Genomic DNA, 15,691 nt, shown 5'->3' with positions numbered 1-15,691 from the left:
GGTGGGCCAGGACTGGTGGGTGGAGACGACACCGAGCAGGCCGTCGCCGGTGATGACGGGGATCGAGACGCAGGAGCCGACGCCGGAGGCGACGAGTACGTCGAGTTCGGGGCTGGCGGCGAAGATGGGCGAGGTGCGGACGTCTCCCACGAAGACGGGGCGCTGTTCGGTGGCCGCGGTGCCGCAGCTGGTGTCGTAGCCGCGCACGGTCTCGAAGAACGAGGTGAAGCGGTGGCCGAAGCCGGGCTGCGCGACCAGGCGGAGGGTGCCGGTGGCCTGGTGGAAGTACTGGGCGCTGCCCATCCGGGCGCCGGTCGCGCGCATCGCGGCCGAGAGCGCGTCGGTGAGGATCTCGCGGTGCGCCTGGGCCGCGTCCTGGGCCGCGACGGAGGCGCCGAAGTCCCACGGGTGGGGCAGCCTGGCCGCCTCGATCACGTGCCGCACGGAACTGTGCGGGTTGGGCAGTTCGAGGCGCACCCCCACCGACTCCAACCGCGCGTGCTGGCGGTAGAGGGCGCGCGCACCGGGGATGTCGCAGAACGTCAACCGGCTCAGATCGAGTGCGACGCGGTCACCGCCGCTGAGGCTGGCCCGCTCGACCGCGTCTTCGAACACCTCGACCGAGGCGTAGTCCAGCTCGCCGGCCACGTGCAGGACCGGCACGCCCTCTTCCACGGTGAGCGCGAACTGCAGCGGCGAGCCCAGCAACGACCACTTCACAGCTCACCACCGGTTCTGGACACGGCTCCACCATACGGCCTCGCCTCCCGCCCCCGCGACCATGGGCGGCGGGGCCCCATTGCAGCCGGCACCGAATAACCCGGCGCCGGTCGGGCACTCGGAACCGGACGACACGCGTGGGTGGACACACGGCGGTGGCGGCGGCTCGACGCGGCCCGGCGGTGTGCGTCCGCACCGATCCGGAGTTCAGCGACCGACCAGAGGGTGAGTGACGTGGAGACCTTCGACACACCGACCATGGCCCGATTCGAGCAGGGTGTGCGGGTGATCACCCACGGCACTCGGCTGCGGCTGCGGCTGCGCGGCGAACTCGACCTCGTCACCGCGCCGGGCCTGCTGGACGTGGTGGCCGCGCGGCTGGAGCAGTGCCGCGGACACGCGGTCACCGAACTGCAGATCGACTGCGCCGACCTGGACTTCTGCGATTCGAGCGGCCTCGCGACACTGATCCTGGCCCGCCAGCGGGCCGACGCGGCCGGGGTGCGGCTCGTGCTGAGCGCGCAACCCCGGCATCTGCGCCACCTGTTTCAGCTCTCCGGACTGTCCGCGCTCTTCCCCGCGGAGCCCGAGTCGGAGCCCTGAGCCGGATCGGCGAGCGCCTCGGCCACGTCCGGGTAGACGTCGAAGTACTGCAGCGCGCCGGTCAGCTCGAACACCCGGTTGACCTCGGCGCTCACGCCCGCCAGGCGCAGCGGGGTTTCGCGGGCGGCGGCGCGGCGGTGCAGGTCCAGCAGTTCGCGCAGGCCCGAGGAGTCGCAGAACTTCAGCGCGGACAGGTCGAAGACCACCGGCGCGTCCCACAGCGCGTCGTCCGCCACCGCCTGCCGCATGTGCTCGCAGGTCGCGAGATCGAGTTCGCCGATCAGCCGCACGACGGTCTGCCGGGCGGAGCGATCGATCCGTACGTCGAAGGCGCTCGCCACACTCATACTCGCCACCCCATCTGTGTATTCTCGTATCAATGTTCGCATGTGCGTGAGTTGTTCAGTATATGCCCCGGCCCGGGCCGCGTTGCGCGCCACCGCACCGCGTTCAGTCGGCCCGGTCGCGGGCCAGCGACATCGAGACCGTTTTGCCCGATTCGTACACCTCGGTCTCGACGTCGCGCGCGAGCGAGAACAACATGGGCAGGCCGAAGCCGCCCACGCCCTGCGGGTGCGCGGGCTTGAGCTTCGGTGTGACGCAGGAGGTGTCGCTCACGGCGATGTGCACCGCCCGCTCGTCCACCTCGAGCCGCAGCGTGCACGGGCCCGGCGCGTGGCGCACCACGTTGGTCACCAGCTCGCTGATCGCGAGCACGGCGTCCTCGACGACGGACGCGGGCAGCGCCGGCCGGACCCGGTCGAGAAAGGTGCGCGCATGCTCGCGCGCCGCGGCGATCGAACCGGACTCGCCCGGAAGATCGCAGGTCATCGTGCGTCGGCCCTCGTCCTGCGCGCCCGCGCGGGGTAGCGGAAACCCGGTTCCCGGCAGGGCGGGTGCGGCGGTGCCGGTGAAACGGTCGGGCGTGCTACGCATGACCGCCCGCGCTCGGCGGTTCGACGTGCTGTTGGCTCACGAGCCGTCCTTCCCTGTGGTACCGGCGAGGCCATATGCCCGGGTTGCTCGAGGGCAAACGCCCCCCTCGCCAAGAGATTCGTCACGGTAGCCGACGGCCGGCCCACTCGCATGCCCGCGACGCGCCCGGGTACCCGCGATGACTTCCCCGTAGCCCGCTGCCGCCCGAGCCTGGAGACCCGCCATGCCGCACGTCCCGCACCCCGACGCCTTCGCGCATCTCAGTGCCCATCTACGCATCCTCGACGGCACCGGCCCCGCCATCCCCGGCGACGACGGCGCCGTGGCGGTCCTCACGCTGGAGGGCGAATTGGACCGCTGGACGGTGATGTCGCCGGAGTGGGCCATGGCGCTGGTCCAGGTGACGAGCGCCGGCGCGGTCGAGGCCGGGGAGGTCCTCGTGCTCGACCTGCGGCGGCTGTACTTCCTGGATCTCACCGGCCTGGCGGAACTCGAGGACCTGGCTGTGCTGCTGGCCACCGGTGGCAGGCGGCTGGCCTGGTCGGGCACCCGCCCGCGGATCCGCGAGTTCCTGCGCCAGGCGGGCGCGGACCTGGGCGAGGAGTATCCGTCGGCGGAGATCGATCAGCAGCACGTCGCGGCCTGAGCCCTCGCGCCGGAGTCTCTTCGGAGAACGGCCGGGCCGCGCCACGGTCACTCGTGGGACGGCCCGGTGAGGTCGGCCGTCCACGCGTCGCCGTCGCTCGATTCGTTCGATGCGCTCGACGCATGGGCGGCCGACCAGGCTCGCCGCAGCTGCTCGAGGTCCTCGCGCTGCCGCGCCTGGCGGAAGGTCGCCGTCCAGCGAGCCTGCTCGAGGTGGCCGTCGATCCGGTCGAGGAAGGCGTGCGCGGCCGCGAGTTCGTCGGTATGCGCGCGCTCGGCCAACTCCAACCGCTGGTGCGCGCAGGCGATCACGGCCGGCCGGACGCCCTGTTGCGCCGCACGCAGCTGTGTCCTGGCACTGGCCTGGGCCGCCTTCACGACCGCGATCGCTCCCAGCACCTCCGTGCGGGCCGCGGCGAGCTGGTCGATCCACGCGGCGGTGAGCACGGCCTCGGCCTCGTCCACCGCACGGCGCTCGGCCACGGTTCGCAGGGTACGCAGGTACGCGGGGTGAACGTGCTCGGCCATCTCGGCGACAACCCTTCTCAGGATTCAGTGATGCTCGGGATTCGGTGACTCTCGGGACTCGGTGATCGTCGTGCGGGTAGCGGGTAACCTCGCGCATCGACACGAAACCTGGGAGCCGGAGCCAGGCCCCTAGGAGTCGAGCAGGTCCAGGATGTCGTCGGCGTGCTCCTCTTCCTCTTCCAGGATCTTCTCGAGCAGCCGCCGCGTGGTCGGGTCGCGGTCGCCGAGCCAGCGCACGATCTCCTGGTAGGACTCGATGACGATGCGCTCGGCCAGCAGGTTGTCGCGCAGCATCTGCTGCAGGTCCTTCGGCGCGGGCGCGGTGTAGTCGGTGTGCGCGCGCTGGGCGAGGGTGCCGGGGTCGAAGTCGGGGTTGCCGCCGAGCTGGGAGATGCGTTCGGCGGCCCACAGCGCGTGCTGCAGCTCCTGTCCGGCGTGCTCGGTGAACTCCGCCGCGACCTGGGCGCGGTCGATGCCCACGGCCGAGATCGCGTGGCGGGTGTAGCGCGTCCAGCACACGATCTCGGTGGCCACCACGTCGTTGAGCAGCGCGATCACCTTCTCCGGGTCCACCTTCAGCGCCGGGGTGCGCGCGCCGGCCTCCATCCTCTGCCGCGCCTGTGCGCGGATCCGCTCCACATCCAGTACGAAGTCGTCGTTCATACGCTCTCCTGTCCAGGATCTTCCGCGGGGAAGAGTCGTCTCGGTCGGACTCTGCGGCTTACCCGGATCGGGCGCGGTCACACGGGTCGGCCGGGCCCCGCGATTCGGATCGGCGCGGCCGGGTAACCGGATCTTCCACACCGGCGACGGGTCGGGGCCAGGGCGCCGACGCTGATCCGGAGCAAGGCTAGGAGAGCGCAATGGACGCCACGTACACCATCGGGACCGAGGTCACCTGCACGGACGGGGTCTGCGGCACGCTGACCCGCGTCATCCTCGACCCGGTCAGGCGCACCCTGACGTACCTCGTCGTCGAGCCGCAGGACGGCCCGAGCGGGGCCCGCCTCGTGCCCGCGCAGGATGTGACCACGCCCACGGGCAGCGCGGCGATCACGCTCGGCTGCGACCGGGCCAGGTTCGCAGGATTCGAACACGCCCAGACCGAGGAGTTCCTGCCGGCCGAGGACGACGAGTTCGGCTTCGGCGTGGACAACACGCTGTGGATGCCGTACTTCCCGCTCGGCGCCACCCTGCCCGGAGCCGGCGCACTCGGCGGCACCGGCGGCTCTCCGCTCCCGGTCAGCCGGGACCGGGTGCCGCTGGGCGAGGTGGAGATCCGGCGCGGCCAGTGCGTCGAGGCCACCGACGGCCGGATCGGCAAGGTCCGCGGGCTGGCCGTGGACCCGAGCGACGAGCAGGTCACGCACGTGCTGCTGGACGAGGGCCACCTGTGGGGCAAGAAGACCGTGGCCATTCCGATCGGCGCGGTGGAGAGCGTCACGGACGGCATCCGGCTGCGCCTGGCCAAGGACGAGGTCCGCGACCTGCCCGAGCTCGAACTGGCCCACGGCGGTGGCGCGGGCGGCGACCGGAGCTGAGGTGGTCGCAGGCTACTGCGAGAGCGCTCAGGCCGCTGCGAAGTACGGGAAGTGCGGCATGGGTTCGGCGAGATGGTCGATCAGCCGGCAGCGCATGCCGCGCCGCGCGCCGCGTACACCCCGGCCAGGTGCCTGCCGGGGTGTACGCGGCGCGCGGCGAACGGTCGTTACCGCATTCGGTGGACGTGCGGGCCGAGGCTCGGTGAGCTCGGCTCGGCTCAGCTCACCACGGTGGGCCAGCCGTTCGAGCCCCAGGACAGGTGGTTGAGCCCGAGTTGGGCCGTGCCGTTGAGATTGCCCGAGTAGTAGTGGTAGACCAGCACGTCGCCGTCGGTGTCGGACAGGATCGACTGCCCGCCCGGGCCGATCACGTAGCCGTGCGTGCCCAGGATCTGGGTCCCGCCCCCGGCGGTCGCGGCCACGCCGCTCTCGTCGGTGTACGGACCGGTCGGGCTGGTCGCGCGGGAGACCATGATCCGGTAGGTGCTGCTGGTACCGCGGCAGCAGTAGTCGAACGAGGTGAACAGGTAGTAGTAGCCGCCGTGCGGGTAGACGTAGCTCGCTTCCTCCGCGTCCGGGCTCGGCCGCTCGGAGATGCTGTAGCGCGTGGTGTTGCTCGCGAGCTGCTTGCCGGTGGACGGGTCGATCTGGATCATCTTGACGCCGGACCAGAACGAGCCGAAGGAGAGCCACCAGTGCCCTGAGGTGTCCACCAGCAGCGCCGGGTCGATGGCGTTGTAGTCGCTCGAACTCTGCGACGCGTACACCAGGCCGTGGTCCGTCCACGAACCGGGCGCGGCGGTGGTGCTGGTGGCCAGGCCGATCGCGGAGACGTTGGAGCCGAACGAGGAGACGGCGTAGTAGAGCCAGTACACGCCGTTGTGGTACGAGACGTCCGGCGCCCACAGGTCGTCGTAGCCGCCGTAGGCCGTGGCCCAGGTCGCGCCCGAGGCGAGCACCTGCCCGTCCGAGCTCCAGCTGACGCGGTCGGTCGAGGTGCTCATCTCGATCCCGCCGCCGGTGTAGAAGAGGTAGTAGCGCCCGGACGAGGTCTTGACCATCGACGGGTCGTGCGCGTAGGTCGAACCGCTGATCGTCTCGGGGTTCGGGTAGCCGGCGGCGCCCGCGCCGCCGGCCGAGAGCACCGCGGCGATCAGCACCAGGAGCAGCAGGACGAGGGACGATCGGGGTCCGCGGGTGATGGACGCGTTCCCACGTCGTCGGGGGTTGGTCGTCAAGGCGTGCCTCCGTTTCCCTGCTCGAGTGGGTACGAGCGCCCGTGGGTGTGGACAAGCAATGTGAGCGCTCACAAAGAACGTACGGACAACCGGGGCCCGCGGCAATCAGAGAAGTTCCGCAGGGTGCTCAGTGCGCCGGGGGTGCGCCGACGCGGCATCCGGACCCTGACATCAGCCGCGCCGCCGCCGAAGCCGGGGACGGTGGGCCGATGAGCTGGATACGCGGCGGAGCCAGGATCGAGAGCTTCAACGCCACCTGGCCGTTCGCGACGCTCAGCTTCAACGGGCACCGGGTGACGTTCTGGCTCTACGCCTACGCCGAGACGAGCAGGGCCCTGAAAGACCTGGGCCGGCCGGTGGACCGGTGACGCGGCCGCGGGCCGGCCGTCAGTCGAGGCAGAACTCGTTGCCCTCGACGTCCTGCATCACGATGCACGACTCGTTCTCCTCGTCGGCGACCAGAACACGCACACACACCGCGCCGAGCGCGACCAGGCGCGTGCACTCGGCCTTGAGCGTGGCCAGGCGCTCCTCACCCACCAGTCCGGTGCCGACTCGCACGTCGAGGTGCACGCGGTTCTTGACGACCTTGCCTTCGGGGACGCGCTGGAAGTACAGGCGCGGGCCCACGCCGGTCGGATCTACGCAGGCGAACGACGCACCCTGGCTCTCGACCGGGAGCGAACGATCGAACTCGTGCCACGTCGCGAAGCCCTCGGGCGGCGGCGGTACGACGTATCCCAGCACCTCGCACCAGAAACGGGCGACACGCTCCGGCTCGGCGCAGTCGAAGGTGACCTGGATTTGTCTGATCGACGTCATCGGCCCACCTTAGCGACAGCGATACCTTGGCGATACGGTGAAGCCAACACAGTCCGCGGCCTGAGGGGGGCGCCGATGCACGCGGTCCACGTGCTCCTCATCCTGCTGGGTGTCGCATGCGGCGTCACCGTGCTCTTCTTCATGACCGCGGGATGGTTCCCGCAGAGCAGCCGGCCGGGCGACGCGGCACGCGCCGCCCGCGCGGGCCGTCGTCCCACTCCCCCGCCAGTGTGTCCGGTCAGTCCCGAGCAGCGGGAGTGGATCGAGCGCTCGCTGCGCTGGTGCGTCCGGGAGTTCGGGGAGCAGGCGGCACGCGGGCCGGTGGTCCTGCCGGATTCGGATCTGCTGCCGGTGCCGTACGACGGGTCGAACTACCAGATATACCGGCTCTACGACCGGATCTGCTCGCTCATGGGGGTCGATCCGCGCGAGGTCGAACTGCGCCTGCGCGACCGGATCGATCAGGCCGCGCCCTCGGATCAGGGCGATCAGGGGAACCGGCACGTCGTGGGCCGCTACCGGACGCCGCCGTATCTGCGCCTGCGCTTCCTCGACGTCAAGCTCTCGCTCGGCCGTCCCTCCATCGAGATCGAGCGGGCCCAGACGACCGACCCGGTTCGGCTCGTCGCGCTCCTCGCGCACGAGCTCGCCCACCGCCGCCTGCTCGGCGAGGGCCGGGTCACCACGCGGCAGGCCGATCACGAGCAGCTGACCGACCTGCTGACGGTGTATCTGGGCTTCGGCGTCTTCACCGCGAACATGCAGCTGGGCCTGTCCGGCCACCTCGGCTACCTCACCACCGGCGAGCGTGCGTACGCGCTCGCCTGCTACTGCCGGATGCGCGGCGAGGTCGACGTGCCGAGCTGGGCCTACGAACTGCACCCGCGGCCGCTCGAGAAATTCCAGCAGGCCCTGGAGTTCCTCGCCTTCGAGGATCTCGTCAGTCCCTCACCGTCAGCTGATTGAGGTCGTGCGCGATGTCGAGGACCGAGGTCTTCGGGCCCCAGAAGAAGTTCGCGTAGCCGGACTGGTTGAACACCTCCGCCGCGGTGCCGTGCCGCACCGAGTCCACGCCGTCGACCTTCACCGGCGGGTCGACCGGGATGCCGAGCTCTCCCGCGTCGTGGATCACGGTGGCGTCGGGGGCGGTCAGGCCGACGAAGCGCGGATAGAACCGGCCCAGCCACTCGCTGAGCCGGCGGCCGTTGTCGTAGGCCGGATCCACGGTCACGAAGAGCACGCTCACCTGGTCGGCGACCGCGGCGGGCACGGTCCGCAGCGCGGCGGCCATGTCGGCCATCATCGTCGGGCACTCGTCGGCGCAGGAGGTGTAGCCGAAGAAGAGCACGGTGATCCGGCCCTTCGTCCTGGCCTGGACGTCGTACGCGGCTCCCGCGGTGTCGGTGAGCGTCCAGTCCGGCTTGGGCAGCGGCGGGTTCACCTCGGTCCCGTAGTAGGGCCAGGCCGCGGAGACCCCGGTGGCGTCGATGACCGTGATCGGCTTGTACTGCGAGGCTCCGGGCGACTTCCCGGCCGACTGCGCGGCGCAGCCGGCCGAGCTCAGGACCGCTGCCGCGGTGGTGATCGCGGCGGCGGTCCCGAGCCACGCCCTGTTCTTCCCGATCACGCCGCGCCGACCTTCAGGTCGGCCGCCGAGCAGGCCAGCGCGGTGTGCGCCGGGTTGAGGTCCTGCCGGTCCCGGCCGTAGACCTTGAACGGCTTGAATCCCTCGGCCAGCAGCCAGGTGCACCGCGCGGCCGTGGTCTTGCCGGGCACGACCCAGGGCACGCATTCGTTCGGTGTGCCGTAGTCGTGGTCGCAGCCGTCGACGTTCCAGGGCTCGACGACCTTCGACGGGCCCTTCTTGTTCGGCACGGCCTTGGACTTGTCGCCGGTCAGCGCCGTGGCCTGGGGCACGACGTACTGGCCCGGGGTCCGCGCGTACACCGGGCCGGACAGGTGCGGGTCCGGCCTGGCCGCCGAGGCCGCGACCCCGGCGGCGGCGAGCAGCGCCACGATCACCGCGGCCGGGATCAGCAGGCGCCGCGCCGCGACACTCCGGCCGGGGCCGCCCGGCTTCGTCAGTCTGCTCATGTCAGATGCACCCACTGCGCGAGGGACGGGACCCCGTCGGCGTTCTCCACGAAGAGCATGTAGTAGCCGGGCGGGGCGATGTCGTCGTTGTCGGTGACGTTCAGGCTCAGCGAGCCGTCCGCGTTGACGGTGACGGGCAGGTCGACGTAGCGCTGGTTCGGGTCCGAGGAGTGGGTCACGGCGGCCGGGCGGATCAGCTCGGCCGAGGTGACGCCGCCGTCCGCCGAGTCCACCGTGATGTTCTGGGTGGAGCCGTACGTCCACTCGGTGCTCGCGATCGAGGTGATCTGCGGCCGCGGTCCGTCGTAGAGGTAGGGCGGGGTGTAGACCGAGACGCGCATGTCGAAGCTGCCGTCCCCGGGGTTGTTGCCCACGGCCATCACGCGGCCGTCGGGCAGCAGGAAGGCCGAGGAGTGGTACGTGCGCGGCACCGGGTCGCTGGCCACCTCGCTGAACGTATCGGCGATCGGGTCGTAGATGGAGGCCTCGTACACCGGCTCCTCCCGGTCGATCAGGCCGCCGCCGGTCTCGAGCACCTTGCCGTTCGGCAGGTCTACGAGCGAGACGTACATCTTGCCCTCGCCGACCGGCTCGGTGCTGCCGTCACCGAGCGTGCCCTGCGGCAGCGTCGGACCCGCGGTGTAGGTCGGGTCGGCGGCGGACAGGTCGATCAGATCGGTGGTGGCGACGGCGGGGTTCGTGGTGTCCACGTTGCCGCCGCCGGCCGTGAGCACCTCCTGGTTCTGCGCGGGCGGCAGCAGCACGGACATCGACTGGTCGGTCATGTCCGGGTTCTGCAGGCCGGAGACCGCGGTGACCGTGTTGGTCTGATAGTCGTAGATGGAGGCGTCCGGGGTGATGTTGTCGCCGAAGACGTGGCTGCCGGTGTAGAACAGGTCGCCGTTCTGCATCAGGATCATCGCCGGGTACAGGCCCCAGAAGGACCAGGTCTGGTTGACCTGGCTGAGCGGGAGCCACTGCATCTGGGCGTAGGAGAAGTACTCCGCGGTGACCGAGCCGGTCGAGTCGGCGCGCAGGCCGCCGAGCGCGATCACATCGCCGTTGCCGAGTTCGGTGGCCGAGGGGTACCAGTGGCCGTCGTTGAGGTCGTTGACCTGTTCGTAGGCCATCGTCGTGGGGTCGAAGATGTACGAGGTCTTCAGTCCCTCGTAGCCGTGGCTGCCGTCCGCCGCCGGATACGCCGCGTTCCCGCCCAGGATCAGCACGTCGCCGTTGGGTAGTTGCACGTGGCCGGCGCAGAACATGTCGCTCGGCGTCGGGATCACGGTGAAGGTGCCGGCCTGTGGATCGTAGACCGCCGATTCGAAGGTGCCGGCCGCGAACGCGTCCGGATCGTTGCCGGAGCCCGCGATCATCAGCACGTCGCCGTTGTCGAGCAGTACCGCGTGGATCGCGCGCACCGGGGTGTCGAAGGGCAGCACCTGCCAGGAGCCCTGCGTGCACGCCGCGCCCGCGCTGCACGAGGCGTCGCTGGTCGGGGAGGTGATGTCGTACATGGAGTAGTCGCTGGTGAGCAAGGTGCCGACGCCGTAGATGGTGACGCCCCAGGTGATCTGGTCGGTGTTCGCCGGGATCGCCGGGGTGTCCACGGTCGCGTAGGTGTAGGAGGACTCCACCTGCAGCTGCGTCAGGTCCTGCCAGTAGACCCAGCCGTCCTGGGTGTCGTGGCGGAACATCGTGATGACGGCGTCGGCCGTGCTGGACATGTACCAGACGCCGAGCTGGTACTGGTGGCCCGGCGTCACGTCCGGCGCGCAGGACTGGTTCTCCTGCATCATCGCCTTGCGGTCGCCGGAACCCGCCTGCGACACGGTGATCTGCATCGCGTGGCCGACGCCGGCCTCCGTCTGCGAGCTGGTGGAGAAGGCCGCGACGTTGCTGCCGTAGCCGGACTGCTCCCAGCACAGCGGGAACCCGCCGGAGCCGAGGGTCTGCATGTCGGCGTTGGCGATCAGGTTGACCGAAGCGTCCGCGGGGGACGCGGCGGTCAGACCCACCATCGCGGCCGTGGCCGTGACGGTGAGGAGGATGCCCAGGCGTCTGCCGAACGCCCGGACGGACAAGCGTTTCATGATGAGGATGCCTCCGCCTTCGCAGGCAAATAGAGGACGCGGTCGGCGATCACGAAGCGCACCGCGCACGCGGCGAGCAGGGTCACGCCGGACGCCCAGATCGGTCCGAGACGGGTGTCGTGCACGAGCAGGGACAGCAGCGGGATGCGCCCGACCAGGTCGGCGTTGGCCAGCAGGGCGAAGCGGGCCAGCCGCCAGGCCGGGCGTCCGGTGCGCCGGTGGTGGAAGAGCGCGAGGTCGATCAGCAGGAAGTTCCACAGCATCGCGGCCTGGTTGGCCACGATCGCGGCGAGCAGGTAGTGCACGCCGAGCCGGATCAGCAGCCAGGTGGCCAGCAGGTTCGGCACGGTGCCGGAGGCGCCGATGAGCAGGAAGCCGAGCATCCGGCCGCGCGGGCCGGACAGCCGCAGCCGGATGAGGTGGCGCAGGAACCGCACTCCCTCGGCGTAGCCCGCCTTGGACTCGCCGGAGTGCCGGGGCCGGAACCGATAGGGCAGCTCGGCCACGACGGTCGGGCGGGTGCGCACGGCGAGCTCCAGCAGGATCTTGTAGCCCTCGGGCCGCAGCTCGGCGCGCTCCCACAGGTCGCGTCGGATCGCGAACAGGCCGCTCATCGGGTCGGTGATGCCGGCCAGCGTGCGCGGGAAGGCGAGGCGCACCAGGCGGGTGCACAGCCGGGAGACCAGGGAGCGCACCGGGCCGGTGAAGCCCTCGGCCCGGTGCCCGGCGCGGTAGCGGGAGCCGACGACGAGCTGCGCGCCGGTCCGCTCCCCCTCGGCGACCAGGGCCGGAGCGAGCTCCGGCGGATGCTGCAGGTCGGCGTCCATCACGACGCACCAGGGGGTCTCGGCCGCGGCCAGCCCGGCCACGACCGCGCCGCCGAGCCCGCCGGCGGGCTCGGCCCGGTGCAGCACGCCGACCTCGATGCCCAGGGTCGGGGCGAGTTCCCGGATCAGCTCGTCGGTCCCGTCCGAGGAGTCGTCCACGAACAGCACCCGCGCGGCCGGCAGCCCGTCCAGCGCCGCCTCCAGCGCGGAAAGCAGGGGCCTGACGTTCTCGGCCTCGTTGTACGTCGGCACCAGCACGGTCAGCGGGGAGTGCGGGCGGGGCCCGATCGCCGTGGCGGGCAGGCCGGATTCGGTGGTGGCGCTCATGAGTTGTCTCCATCGAGGACTTGGCGGACCTGGATGGCTCCGGCGCCGGTGCCGAAGCTGGCGAGCACCCGCGAGTGCTCCAGCGCGGCGTCGACCGTGGGCAGTGAGCTCAGGTCGGCGCGGATGGTCGGGGTGGACACGACGTACTGGATGGAGCGCCAGCCGTGCGGCAGGACCGCTTCGACGGCCGGGTCGAGGTCGACCTTGTAGAACCAGATCGCGCCGTAGCCTGGCTGGAAGCCGTCGGCCACCGCGTTGAGCCAGAGCCCGTCGTCGACCACGATCTTCGTGCTCTGCGTCGGGTGCAGGTGGGTCCGCATCCAGTCGGCGGCCTGGGCGTAGGTGAGGTTCGGATCGGTGCTCAGCGCGGTCGCGTCGCCCGCGATCCAGCGCGGGGCGACCAGGCCCAGCACCGCGACGGCCAGCGCGCCGACCGCGGTTCTGCGCACCCACACGGCCCGCTCGCCGGTGAGCAGCACCCTGACGACCTGGTGGGCCAGCCCGGCGATGGCGAGCGCGAAGAAGGGCAGCAGCTGGATGATGTACATCGCGGGCAGGTATCCCGGCCGCAACGCCATCAGCACGAGCGCGAGCCCGGCCACCGCGGGGCCGCGGTAGTTGCGCACGAGGAGCATCGGGACCAGCGCCGCGACGCCCGCGAGCACGATGACCGGGTCGTAGTAGAGCCAGTCGTGCAGCGTGGTCCACGAGCCGGTCCCGGTGGCGAATACGGATCCCGACCCGGGCCGGTCCATCTGGAACTCGATGCCGCCGACCAGCGAGACGTGTCCGGGGCCCGGCACGAGTTCGCCCTTGAGCAGCGCGTAGACCGGATAGAACACCGCGACCAGCCACAGCGCGGTGAAGAACCCGGCCAGGGTGAACTTGCGGGTGCGCGGATGCGCGTGCCGGTAGAGCGCCACGATCAGGCCGGGCAGCGCGATGAGCATCGTCTCCTTGGACAGCACCGCGATCGCGGCCGCCGCGCCCGCGGAGACGTGCATCCACAGGTTCTGCCGCGGGCTGGAGGCCAGCACGAAGGCGAGCAGGATCCAGAAGACCGCGAGGTTGTCCAGGAAGACCTCGCGCTGGAGGGTGACCGAGAGCGGGGAGAGCGCGAACAGCGCGCCGGTGGCCGCGGCCGTCCAGCGCGAGCCCGAGAGCCGCTTGGCCAGCACGTAGAGCAGCGCCACGTCCGCCGCCGTGAACGGGAGCATCACGATCCTGGCGTACGCGGCGATCAGGTCGGAGTGCGTGAACAGCGCCGGGAGCCAGGTGAAGGCGGCCAGCTGGATCCAGCCGGCCGGCGGGTGGTCGTACCAGTAGGTGTACGGGGCCAGGCCGTGGCCGTGCTGGATGGCCCAGGCCTGGGCGAGATAGGTGCCCTCGTCGTCGCTGACGGTCGGGTAGTCGGCGATGTTCCAGCCCTGAACCAGGAGCACGACGGTGATCAATGCGGCCAGGATCACCACGTCCCGACGCGGCCGGAACCGGTTCCTGCGGCGTATCGGCTCGGGTTCCTGCTCGATCAGCTCGGCGCGATCCGCCACGGCGAGAGCCATGATGCGTGTCCCCCCTCAGCAAGGTGTGAATGAATGGCGACCCCGTCCCGGCGCGGCCTCCCTGCCGCGTCGGTGGGTCGTTACGTGCTGCCGCGCTGCTCTACGCGGGATCCGGCACGAGCCCGGCGCCCACGCCGGGCTCCTGCGCGTCGAGATGCGCGCCGACGTGCTGGGTCAGCTCCCAGCCGCCCTCGCCGCGCCGGTCCCGCCAGACCGCGCGCAACGCCGCGAACGCCAGCAGGACCTGGTAGAACGGGCCGCCCACGATCAGCTTCACGTAGTCGAAGGGGCGTACCCGCAGCTTGTAGAGGCGGCCGAACTCGTGCAGCGCGACCGTCTCGAAGGCGAAGGTGCCGAGCGTCGGGACGATCGGCAGGAAGCTGATCAGGGCCACCGCGATCGGCACGCCGCCCAGCAGCGCGACCAGGACGCCGATCGGGATCACCACGCCGGTCAGGGCCTGCGCGAACGGCGTCACCAGCGTCCAGCGCGCGAGCAGCCGGCGGCGCAGGTCCGGGATCTGGCGCCACTCCGCCTTCCGGTAGACCTGCAGGAAGCCCTGGTTCCACCGGGTCCGCTGCTTGATCAGGGCCTTGATCGAGCCCGGGGTCTCCTCCCGGGTCACCAGGTCCGCGCCGTAGGCCACCACCACCTTGGCGCCCCGGCTGGACAGGCGTACGCCCAGGTCGCAGTCCTCGGTCAGGCACTCGGCGTCCCAGCCGCCGCTCTCGCGCAGCGTCGCGGCGCGCACGAACACGGTGTTGCCGCCGAGCGGGATGAAGCCGTGGGCCGCGTGCAGGTGCAGCCGGGAGTGGAACCAGAAGAAGTACTCGAGGCAGTTGCGCAGCGCGTACCAGCTGGAGCGGAAGTTGATCAGCTGCACCCCGCCCTGCACCACCTCCGCGCCGGTCTCGCGCAGCGCGTGGTCGACGTGGTCGAGCAGATCGGGATGGACCTGGTCCTCGGCGTCGAATACCCCGATGATCTCGCCGCGGCACAGCGGCAGGGCGCTGTTGAGGGCCTTGGGCTTGTTCTTGACCTCGTGCGTGTCCACCACGACCCGCACCCGCTCCGGATGGGCCGCGGCCAGCTGCCGGGCCACCGCGGCCGTTTCCGGGTCGTCGTGTCCGACGATCACCAGAATCTCGAAGTCGTGATGCCGGCTGGCCAGTACACTTCTGACGGTCGAGGCCAGCACCGCCTGTTCGTGCCGGGCCGGGATCAACAGCGAGAATGACAGGGCGCTCTCACTCTCGGGCGGCCGGAATTCGGTGGCCGCGTGGATCTCCGGCGTGTGCCAGGCGTGCAGCTGCCAGAACAGCGTGCCGCCGGCTATCGCGGTGAGGAACAGGCCCGTGAGCACGACGAACGTGCTCAAGGCGAGTTCAGTCAGCATGTTCAACCCCCCAAAGGTTGCACCACGCGTGGATCGCCTGAGGCGAAGTAGTGCCAACGGTAGGTCAAGCGGAGGCAAGACCTCTACCAAAAACGGCCTTTGCGGTCCCTTATTTACAAGCAATTCACATGTGGTGAAATGCGTGAAGAATCAGTTAACGATGATCTACGAAGGTCATTTCTCCGGATAAAACCCGGTCATATTGATCACGCGGCGGCCGGTGTCGGGCCAGGCCGCGCGCTCGCGCCCCGGGGGGCTCCGGCAGTACCTGTATCAGCAGAAACCCCCTGGTTAGCGGCCATTCGCTGCAGAACATGGCAAGGTTGGGGACGAAGGCCCACTCCCCCGTCCCCGGCCCC

The 15,691-nt window shown here is 70.5% G+C and carries 18 protein-coding genes; 5 read left to right on the top strand and 13 right to left on the bottom strand.

Annotated elements, in window-relative coordinates:
* Nucleotides 1-720: STAS domain-containing protein (locus KDL01_RS30040; RefSeq protein ID WP_212532026.1), on the bottom strand; the 720-nt coding region annotated here is incomplete at its 3' end.
* Between the two features lie 234 nt (nt 721-954).
* Between KDL01_RS30040 and KDL01_RS30035 the strand changes: the two genes are divergently transcribed.
* Complete coding sequence (locus KDL01_RS30035) at nt 955-1,323, top strand: STAS domain-containing protein (protein WP_212532025.1); 369 nt, start codon at nt 955-957, stop codon at nt 1,321-1,323.
* Here KDL01_RS30035 and KDL01_RS30030 read toward each other — a convergent pair.
* The gene (locus KDL01_RS30030; RefSeq protein WP_246577199.1) at nt 1,269-1,670 is read right to left on the bottom strand and encodes an STAS domain-containing protein; all 402 of its coding nucleotides are present in this window, start codon (nt 1,668-1,670) and stop codon (nt 1,269-1,271) included. The two genes, KDL01_RS30035 and KDL01_RS30030, sit on opposite strands and share 55 nt — an antisense overlap.
* A 103-nt stretch (nt 1,671-1,773) precedes the next feature.
* Nucleotides 1,774-2,259 carry an ATP-binding protein gene (locus tag KDL01_RS30025; RefSeq protein ID WP_212532023.1) on the bottom strand — a complete coding sequence of 162 codons (486 nt, stop codon included), beginning with the start codon at nt 2,257-2,259 and terminating at the stop codon, nt 1,774-1,776.
* Nucleotides 2,260-2,482: 223 nt separating this feature from the next.
* Here KDL01_RS30025 and KDL01_RS30020 point away from each other — a divergent pair, with 223 nt between their 5' ends.
* The gene (locus tag KDL01_RS30020; RefSeq protein ID WP_212532022.1) at nt 2,483-2,905 is read left to right on the top strand and encodes an STAS domain-containing protein; all 423 of its coding nucleotides are present in this window, start codon (nt 2,483-2,485) and stop codon (nt 2,903-2,905) included.
* Nucleotides 2,906-2,952: 47 nt separating this feature from the next.
* On the opposite strand, the gene KDL01_RS30015 is transcribed toward KDL01_RS30020, so the two are convergent.
* Together KDL01_RS30015 and KDL01_RS30010 are read right to left on the bottom strand one after the other, a co-directional pair.
* Nucleotides 2,953-3,432, bottom strand: coding sequence for a hypothetical protein (locus tag KDL01_RS30015; RefSeq protein ID WP_212532021.1), 480 nt, complete (start codon nt 3,430-3,432; stop codon nt 2,953-2,955).
* Nucleotides 3,433-3,561: 129 nt separating this feature from the next.
* Nucleotides 3,562-4,095, bottom strand: coding sequence for a ferritin-like domain-containing protein (locus tag KDL01_RS30010; RefSeq protein WP_212532020.1), 534 nt, complete (start codon nt 4,093-4,095; stop codon nt 3,562-3,564).
* Between the two features lie 200 nt (nt 4,096-4,295).
* Between KDL01_RS30010 and KDL01_RS30005 the strand changes: the two genes are divergently transcribed.
* Nucleotides 4,296-4,973 carry a PRC-barrel domain-containing protein gene (locus KDL01_RS30005; protein WP_212532019.1) on the top strand — a complete coding sequence of 226 codons (678 nt, stop codon included), beginning with the start codon at nt 4,296-4,298 and terminating at the stop codon, nt 4,971-4,973.
* Nucleotides 4,974-5,191: 218 nt separating this feature from the next.
* Here the strand turns inward: KDL01_RS30005 and KDL01_RS30000 are convergent, their stop codons facing one another.
* Entirely contained in the window at nt 5,192-6,175 is a 984-nt protein-coding gene (locus KDL01_RS30000) for an arabinan endo-1,5-alpha-L-arabinosidase (RefSeq protein WP_368861680.1), read from the bottom strand.
* A 245-nt stretch (nt 6,176-6,420) separates the two neighbouring features.
* Between KDL01_RS30000 and KDL01_RS29995 the strand changes: the two genes are divergently transcribed.
* Complete coding sequence (locus KDL01_RS29995; protein ID WP_212532017.1) at nt 6,421-6,579, top strand: hypothetical protein; 159 nt, start codon at nt 6,421-6,423, stop codon at nt 6,577-6,579.
* A 19-nt stretch (nt 6,580-6,598) separates the two neighbouring features.
* Here KDL01_RS29995 and KDL01_RS29990 read toward each other — a convergent pair whose 3' ends face one another.
* On the bottom strand, nt 6,599-7,033 hold the full coding sequence (locus tag KDL01_RS29990; RefSeq protein ID WP_212532016.1) for a VOC family protein: 435 nt from the start codon (nt 7,031-7,033) through the stop codon (nt 6,599-6,601).
* Between the two features lie 75 nt (nt 7,034-7,108).
* Here KDL01_RS29990 and KDL01_RS29985 point away from each other — a divergent pair, with 75 nt between their 5' ends.
* Nucleotides 7,109-7,999, top strand: coding sequence for a hypothetical protein (locus KDL01_RS29985; protein ID WP_212532015.1), 891 nt, complete (start codon nt 7,109-7,111; stop codon nt 7,997-7,999).
* On the opposite strand, the gene KDL01_RS29980 is transcribed toward KDL01_RS29985, so the two are convergent.
* From KDL01_RS29980 to KDL01_RS29955, 6 genes are all read right to left on the bottom strand, one after another.
* A complete protein-coding gene (locus KDL01_RS29980; protein WP_212532014.1) occupies nt 7,974-8,660 on the bottom strand; it encodes an SCO family protein in 687 nt (228 codons plus the stop codon). The two genes, KDL01_RS29985 and KDL01_RS29980, sit on opposite strands and share 26 nt — an antisense overlap.
* Nucleotides 8,657-9,127 (bottom strand): hypothetical protein, encoded by a 471-nt coding sequence (locus tag KDL01_RS29975; RefSeq protein ID WP_212532013.1) that lies wholly within the window; start codon nt 9,125-9,127, stop codon nt 8,657-8,659. The genes KDL01_RS29980 and KDL01_RS29975 overlap by 4 nt, the downstream gene beginning before the upstream one ends.
* Nucleotides 9,124-11,220 (bottom strand): galactose oxidase early set domain-containing protein, encoded by a 2,097-nt coding sequence (locus KDL01_RS29970; RefSeq protein WP_212532012.1) that lies wholly within the window; start codon nt 11,218-11,220, stop codon nt 9,124-9,126. The genes KDL01_RS29975 and KDL01_RS29970 overlap by 4 nt, the downstream gene beginning before the upstream one ends.
* A complete protein-coding gene (locus KDL01_RS29965; RefSeq protein ID WP_212532011.1) occupies nt 11,217-12,374 on the bottom strand; it encodes a glycosyltransferase in 1,158 nt (385 codons plus the stop codon). The genes KDL01_RS29970 and KDL01_RS29965 overlap by 4 nt, the downstream gene beginning before the upstream one ends.
* Nucleotides 12,371-13,936, bottom strand: a complete 1,566-nt coding sequence (locus tag KDL01_RS29960) for an ArnT family glycosyltransferase (RefSeq protein ID WP_212532010.1) — start codon at nt 13,934-13,936, stop codon at nt 12,371-12,373. Before KDL01_RS29960 ends, KDL01_RS29965 begins: the two co-directional genes overlap by 4 nt.
* Nucleotides 13,937-14,036: 100 nt before the next feature.
* Entirely contained in the window at nt 14,037-15,332 is a 1,296-nt protein-coding gene (locus tag KDL01_RS29955) for a glycosyltransferase (RefSeq protein WP_246577197.1), read from the bottom strand.
* Nucleotides 15,333-15,691: the final 359 nt, after the last annotated feature.

It is taken from the genome of Actinospica durhamensis (assembly GCF_018139695.1).
Classification (GTDB): Bacteria; Actinomycetota; Actinomycetes; order Streptomycetales; family Catenulisporaceae; genus Actinospica; species Actinospica durhamensis.
This window is presented reverse-complemented; position numbering and strand designations above follow the sequence as displayed.

Excerpts from the sequence above, each read along its gene's own strand:
- KDL01_RS30030 (WP_246577199.1), bottom strand. The coding sequence starts at position 1,670 with ATGAGTGTGGCGAGCGCCTTCGACGTACGGATCGATCGCTCCGCCCGG.
- KDL01_RS30025 (WP_212532023.1), bottom strand. The coding sequence starts at position 2,259 with ATGCGTAGCACGCCCGACCGTTTCACCGGCACCGCCGCACCCGCCCTG.
- KDL01_RS30020 (WP_212532022.1), top strand. The coding sequence starts at position 2,483 with ATGCCGCACGTCCCGCACCCCGACGCCTTCGCGCATCTCAGTGCCCAT.
- KDL01_RS30015 (WP_212532021.1), bottom strand. The coding sequence starts at position 3,432 with ATGGCCGAGCACGTTCACCCCGCGTACCTGCGTACCCTGCGAACCGTG.
- KDL01_RS30010 (WP_212532020.1), bottom strand. The coding sequence starts at position 4,095 with ATGAACGACGACTTCGTACTGGATGTGGAGCGGATCCGCGCACAGGCG.
- KDL01_RS30005 (WP_212532019.1), top strand. The coding sequence starts at position 4,296 with ATGGACGCCACGTACACCATCGGGACCGAGGTCACCTGCACGGACGGG.
- KDL01_RS29995 (WP_212532017.1), top strand. The coding sequence starts at position 6,421 with ATGAGCTGGATACGCGGCGGAGCCAGGATCGAGAGCTTCAACGCCACC.
- KDL01_RS29990 (WP_212532016.1), bottom strand. The coding sequence starts at position 7,033 with ATGACGTCGATCAGACAAATCCAGGTCACCTTCGACTGCGCCGAGCCG.
- KDL01_RS29985 (WP_212532015.1), top strand. The coding sequence starts at position 7,109 with ATGCACGCGGTCCACGTGCTCCTCATCCTGCTGGGTGTCGCATGCGGC.
- KDL01_RS29975 (WP_212532013.1), bottom strand. The coding sequence starts at position 9,127 with ATGAGCAGACTGACGAAGCCGGGCGGCCCCGGCCGGAGTGTCGCGGCG.
- KDL01_RS29970 (WP_212532012.1), bottom strand. The coding sequence starts at position 11,220 with ATGAAACGCTTGTCCGTCCGGGCGTTCGGCAGACGCCTGGGCATCCTC.
- KDL01_RS29965 (WP_212532011.1), bottom strand. The coding sequence starts at position 12,374 with ATGAGCGCCACCACCGAATCCGGCCTGCCCGCCACGGCGATCGGGCCC.
- KDL01_RS29960 (WP_212532010.1), bottom strand. The coding sequence starts at position 13,936 with ATGGCTCTCGCCGTGGCGGATCGCGCCGAGCTGATCGAGCAGGAACCC.
- KDL01_RS29955 (WP_246577197.1), bottom strand. The coding sequence starts at position 15,332 with ATGCTGACTGAACTCGCCTTGAGCACGTTCGTCGTGCTCACGGGCCTG.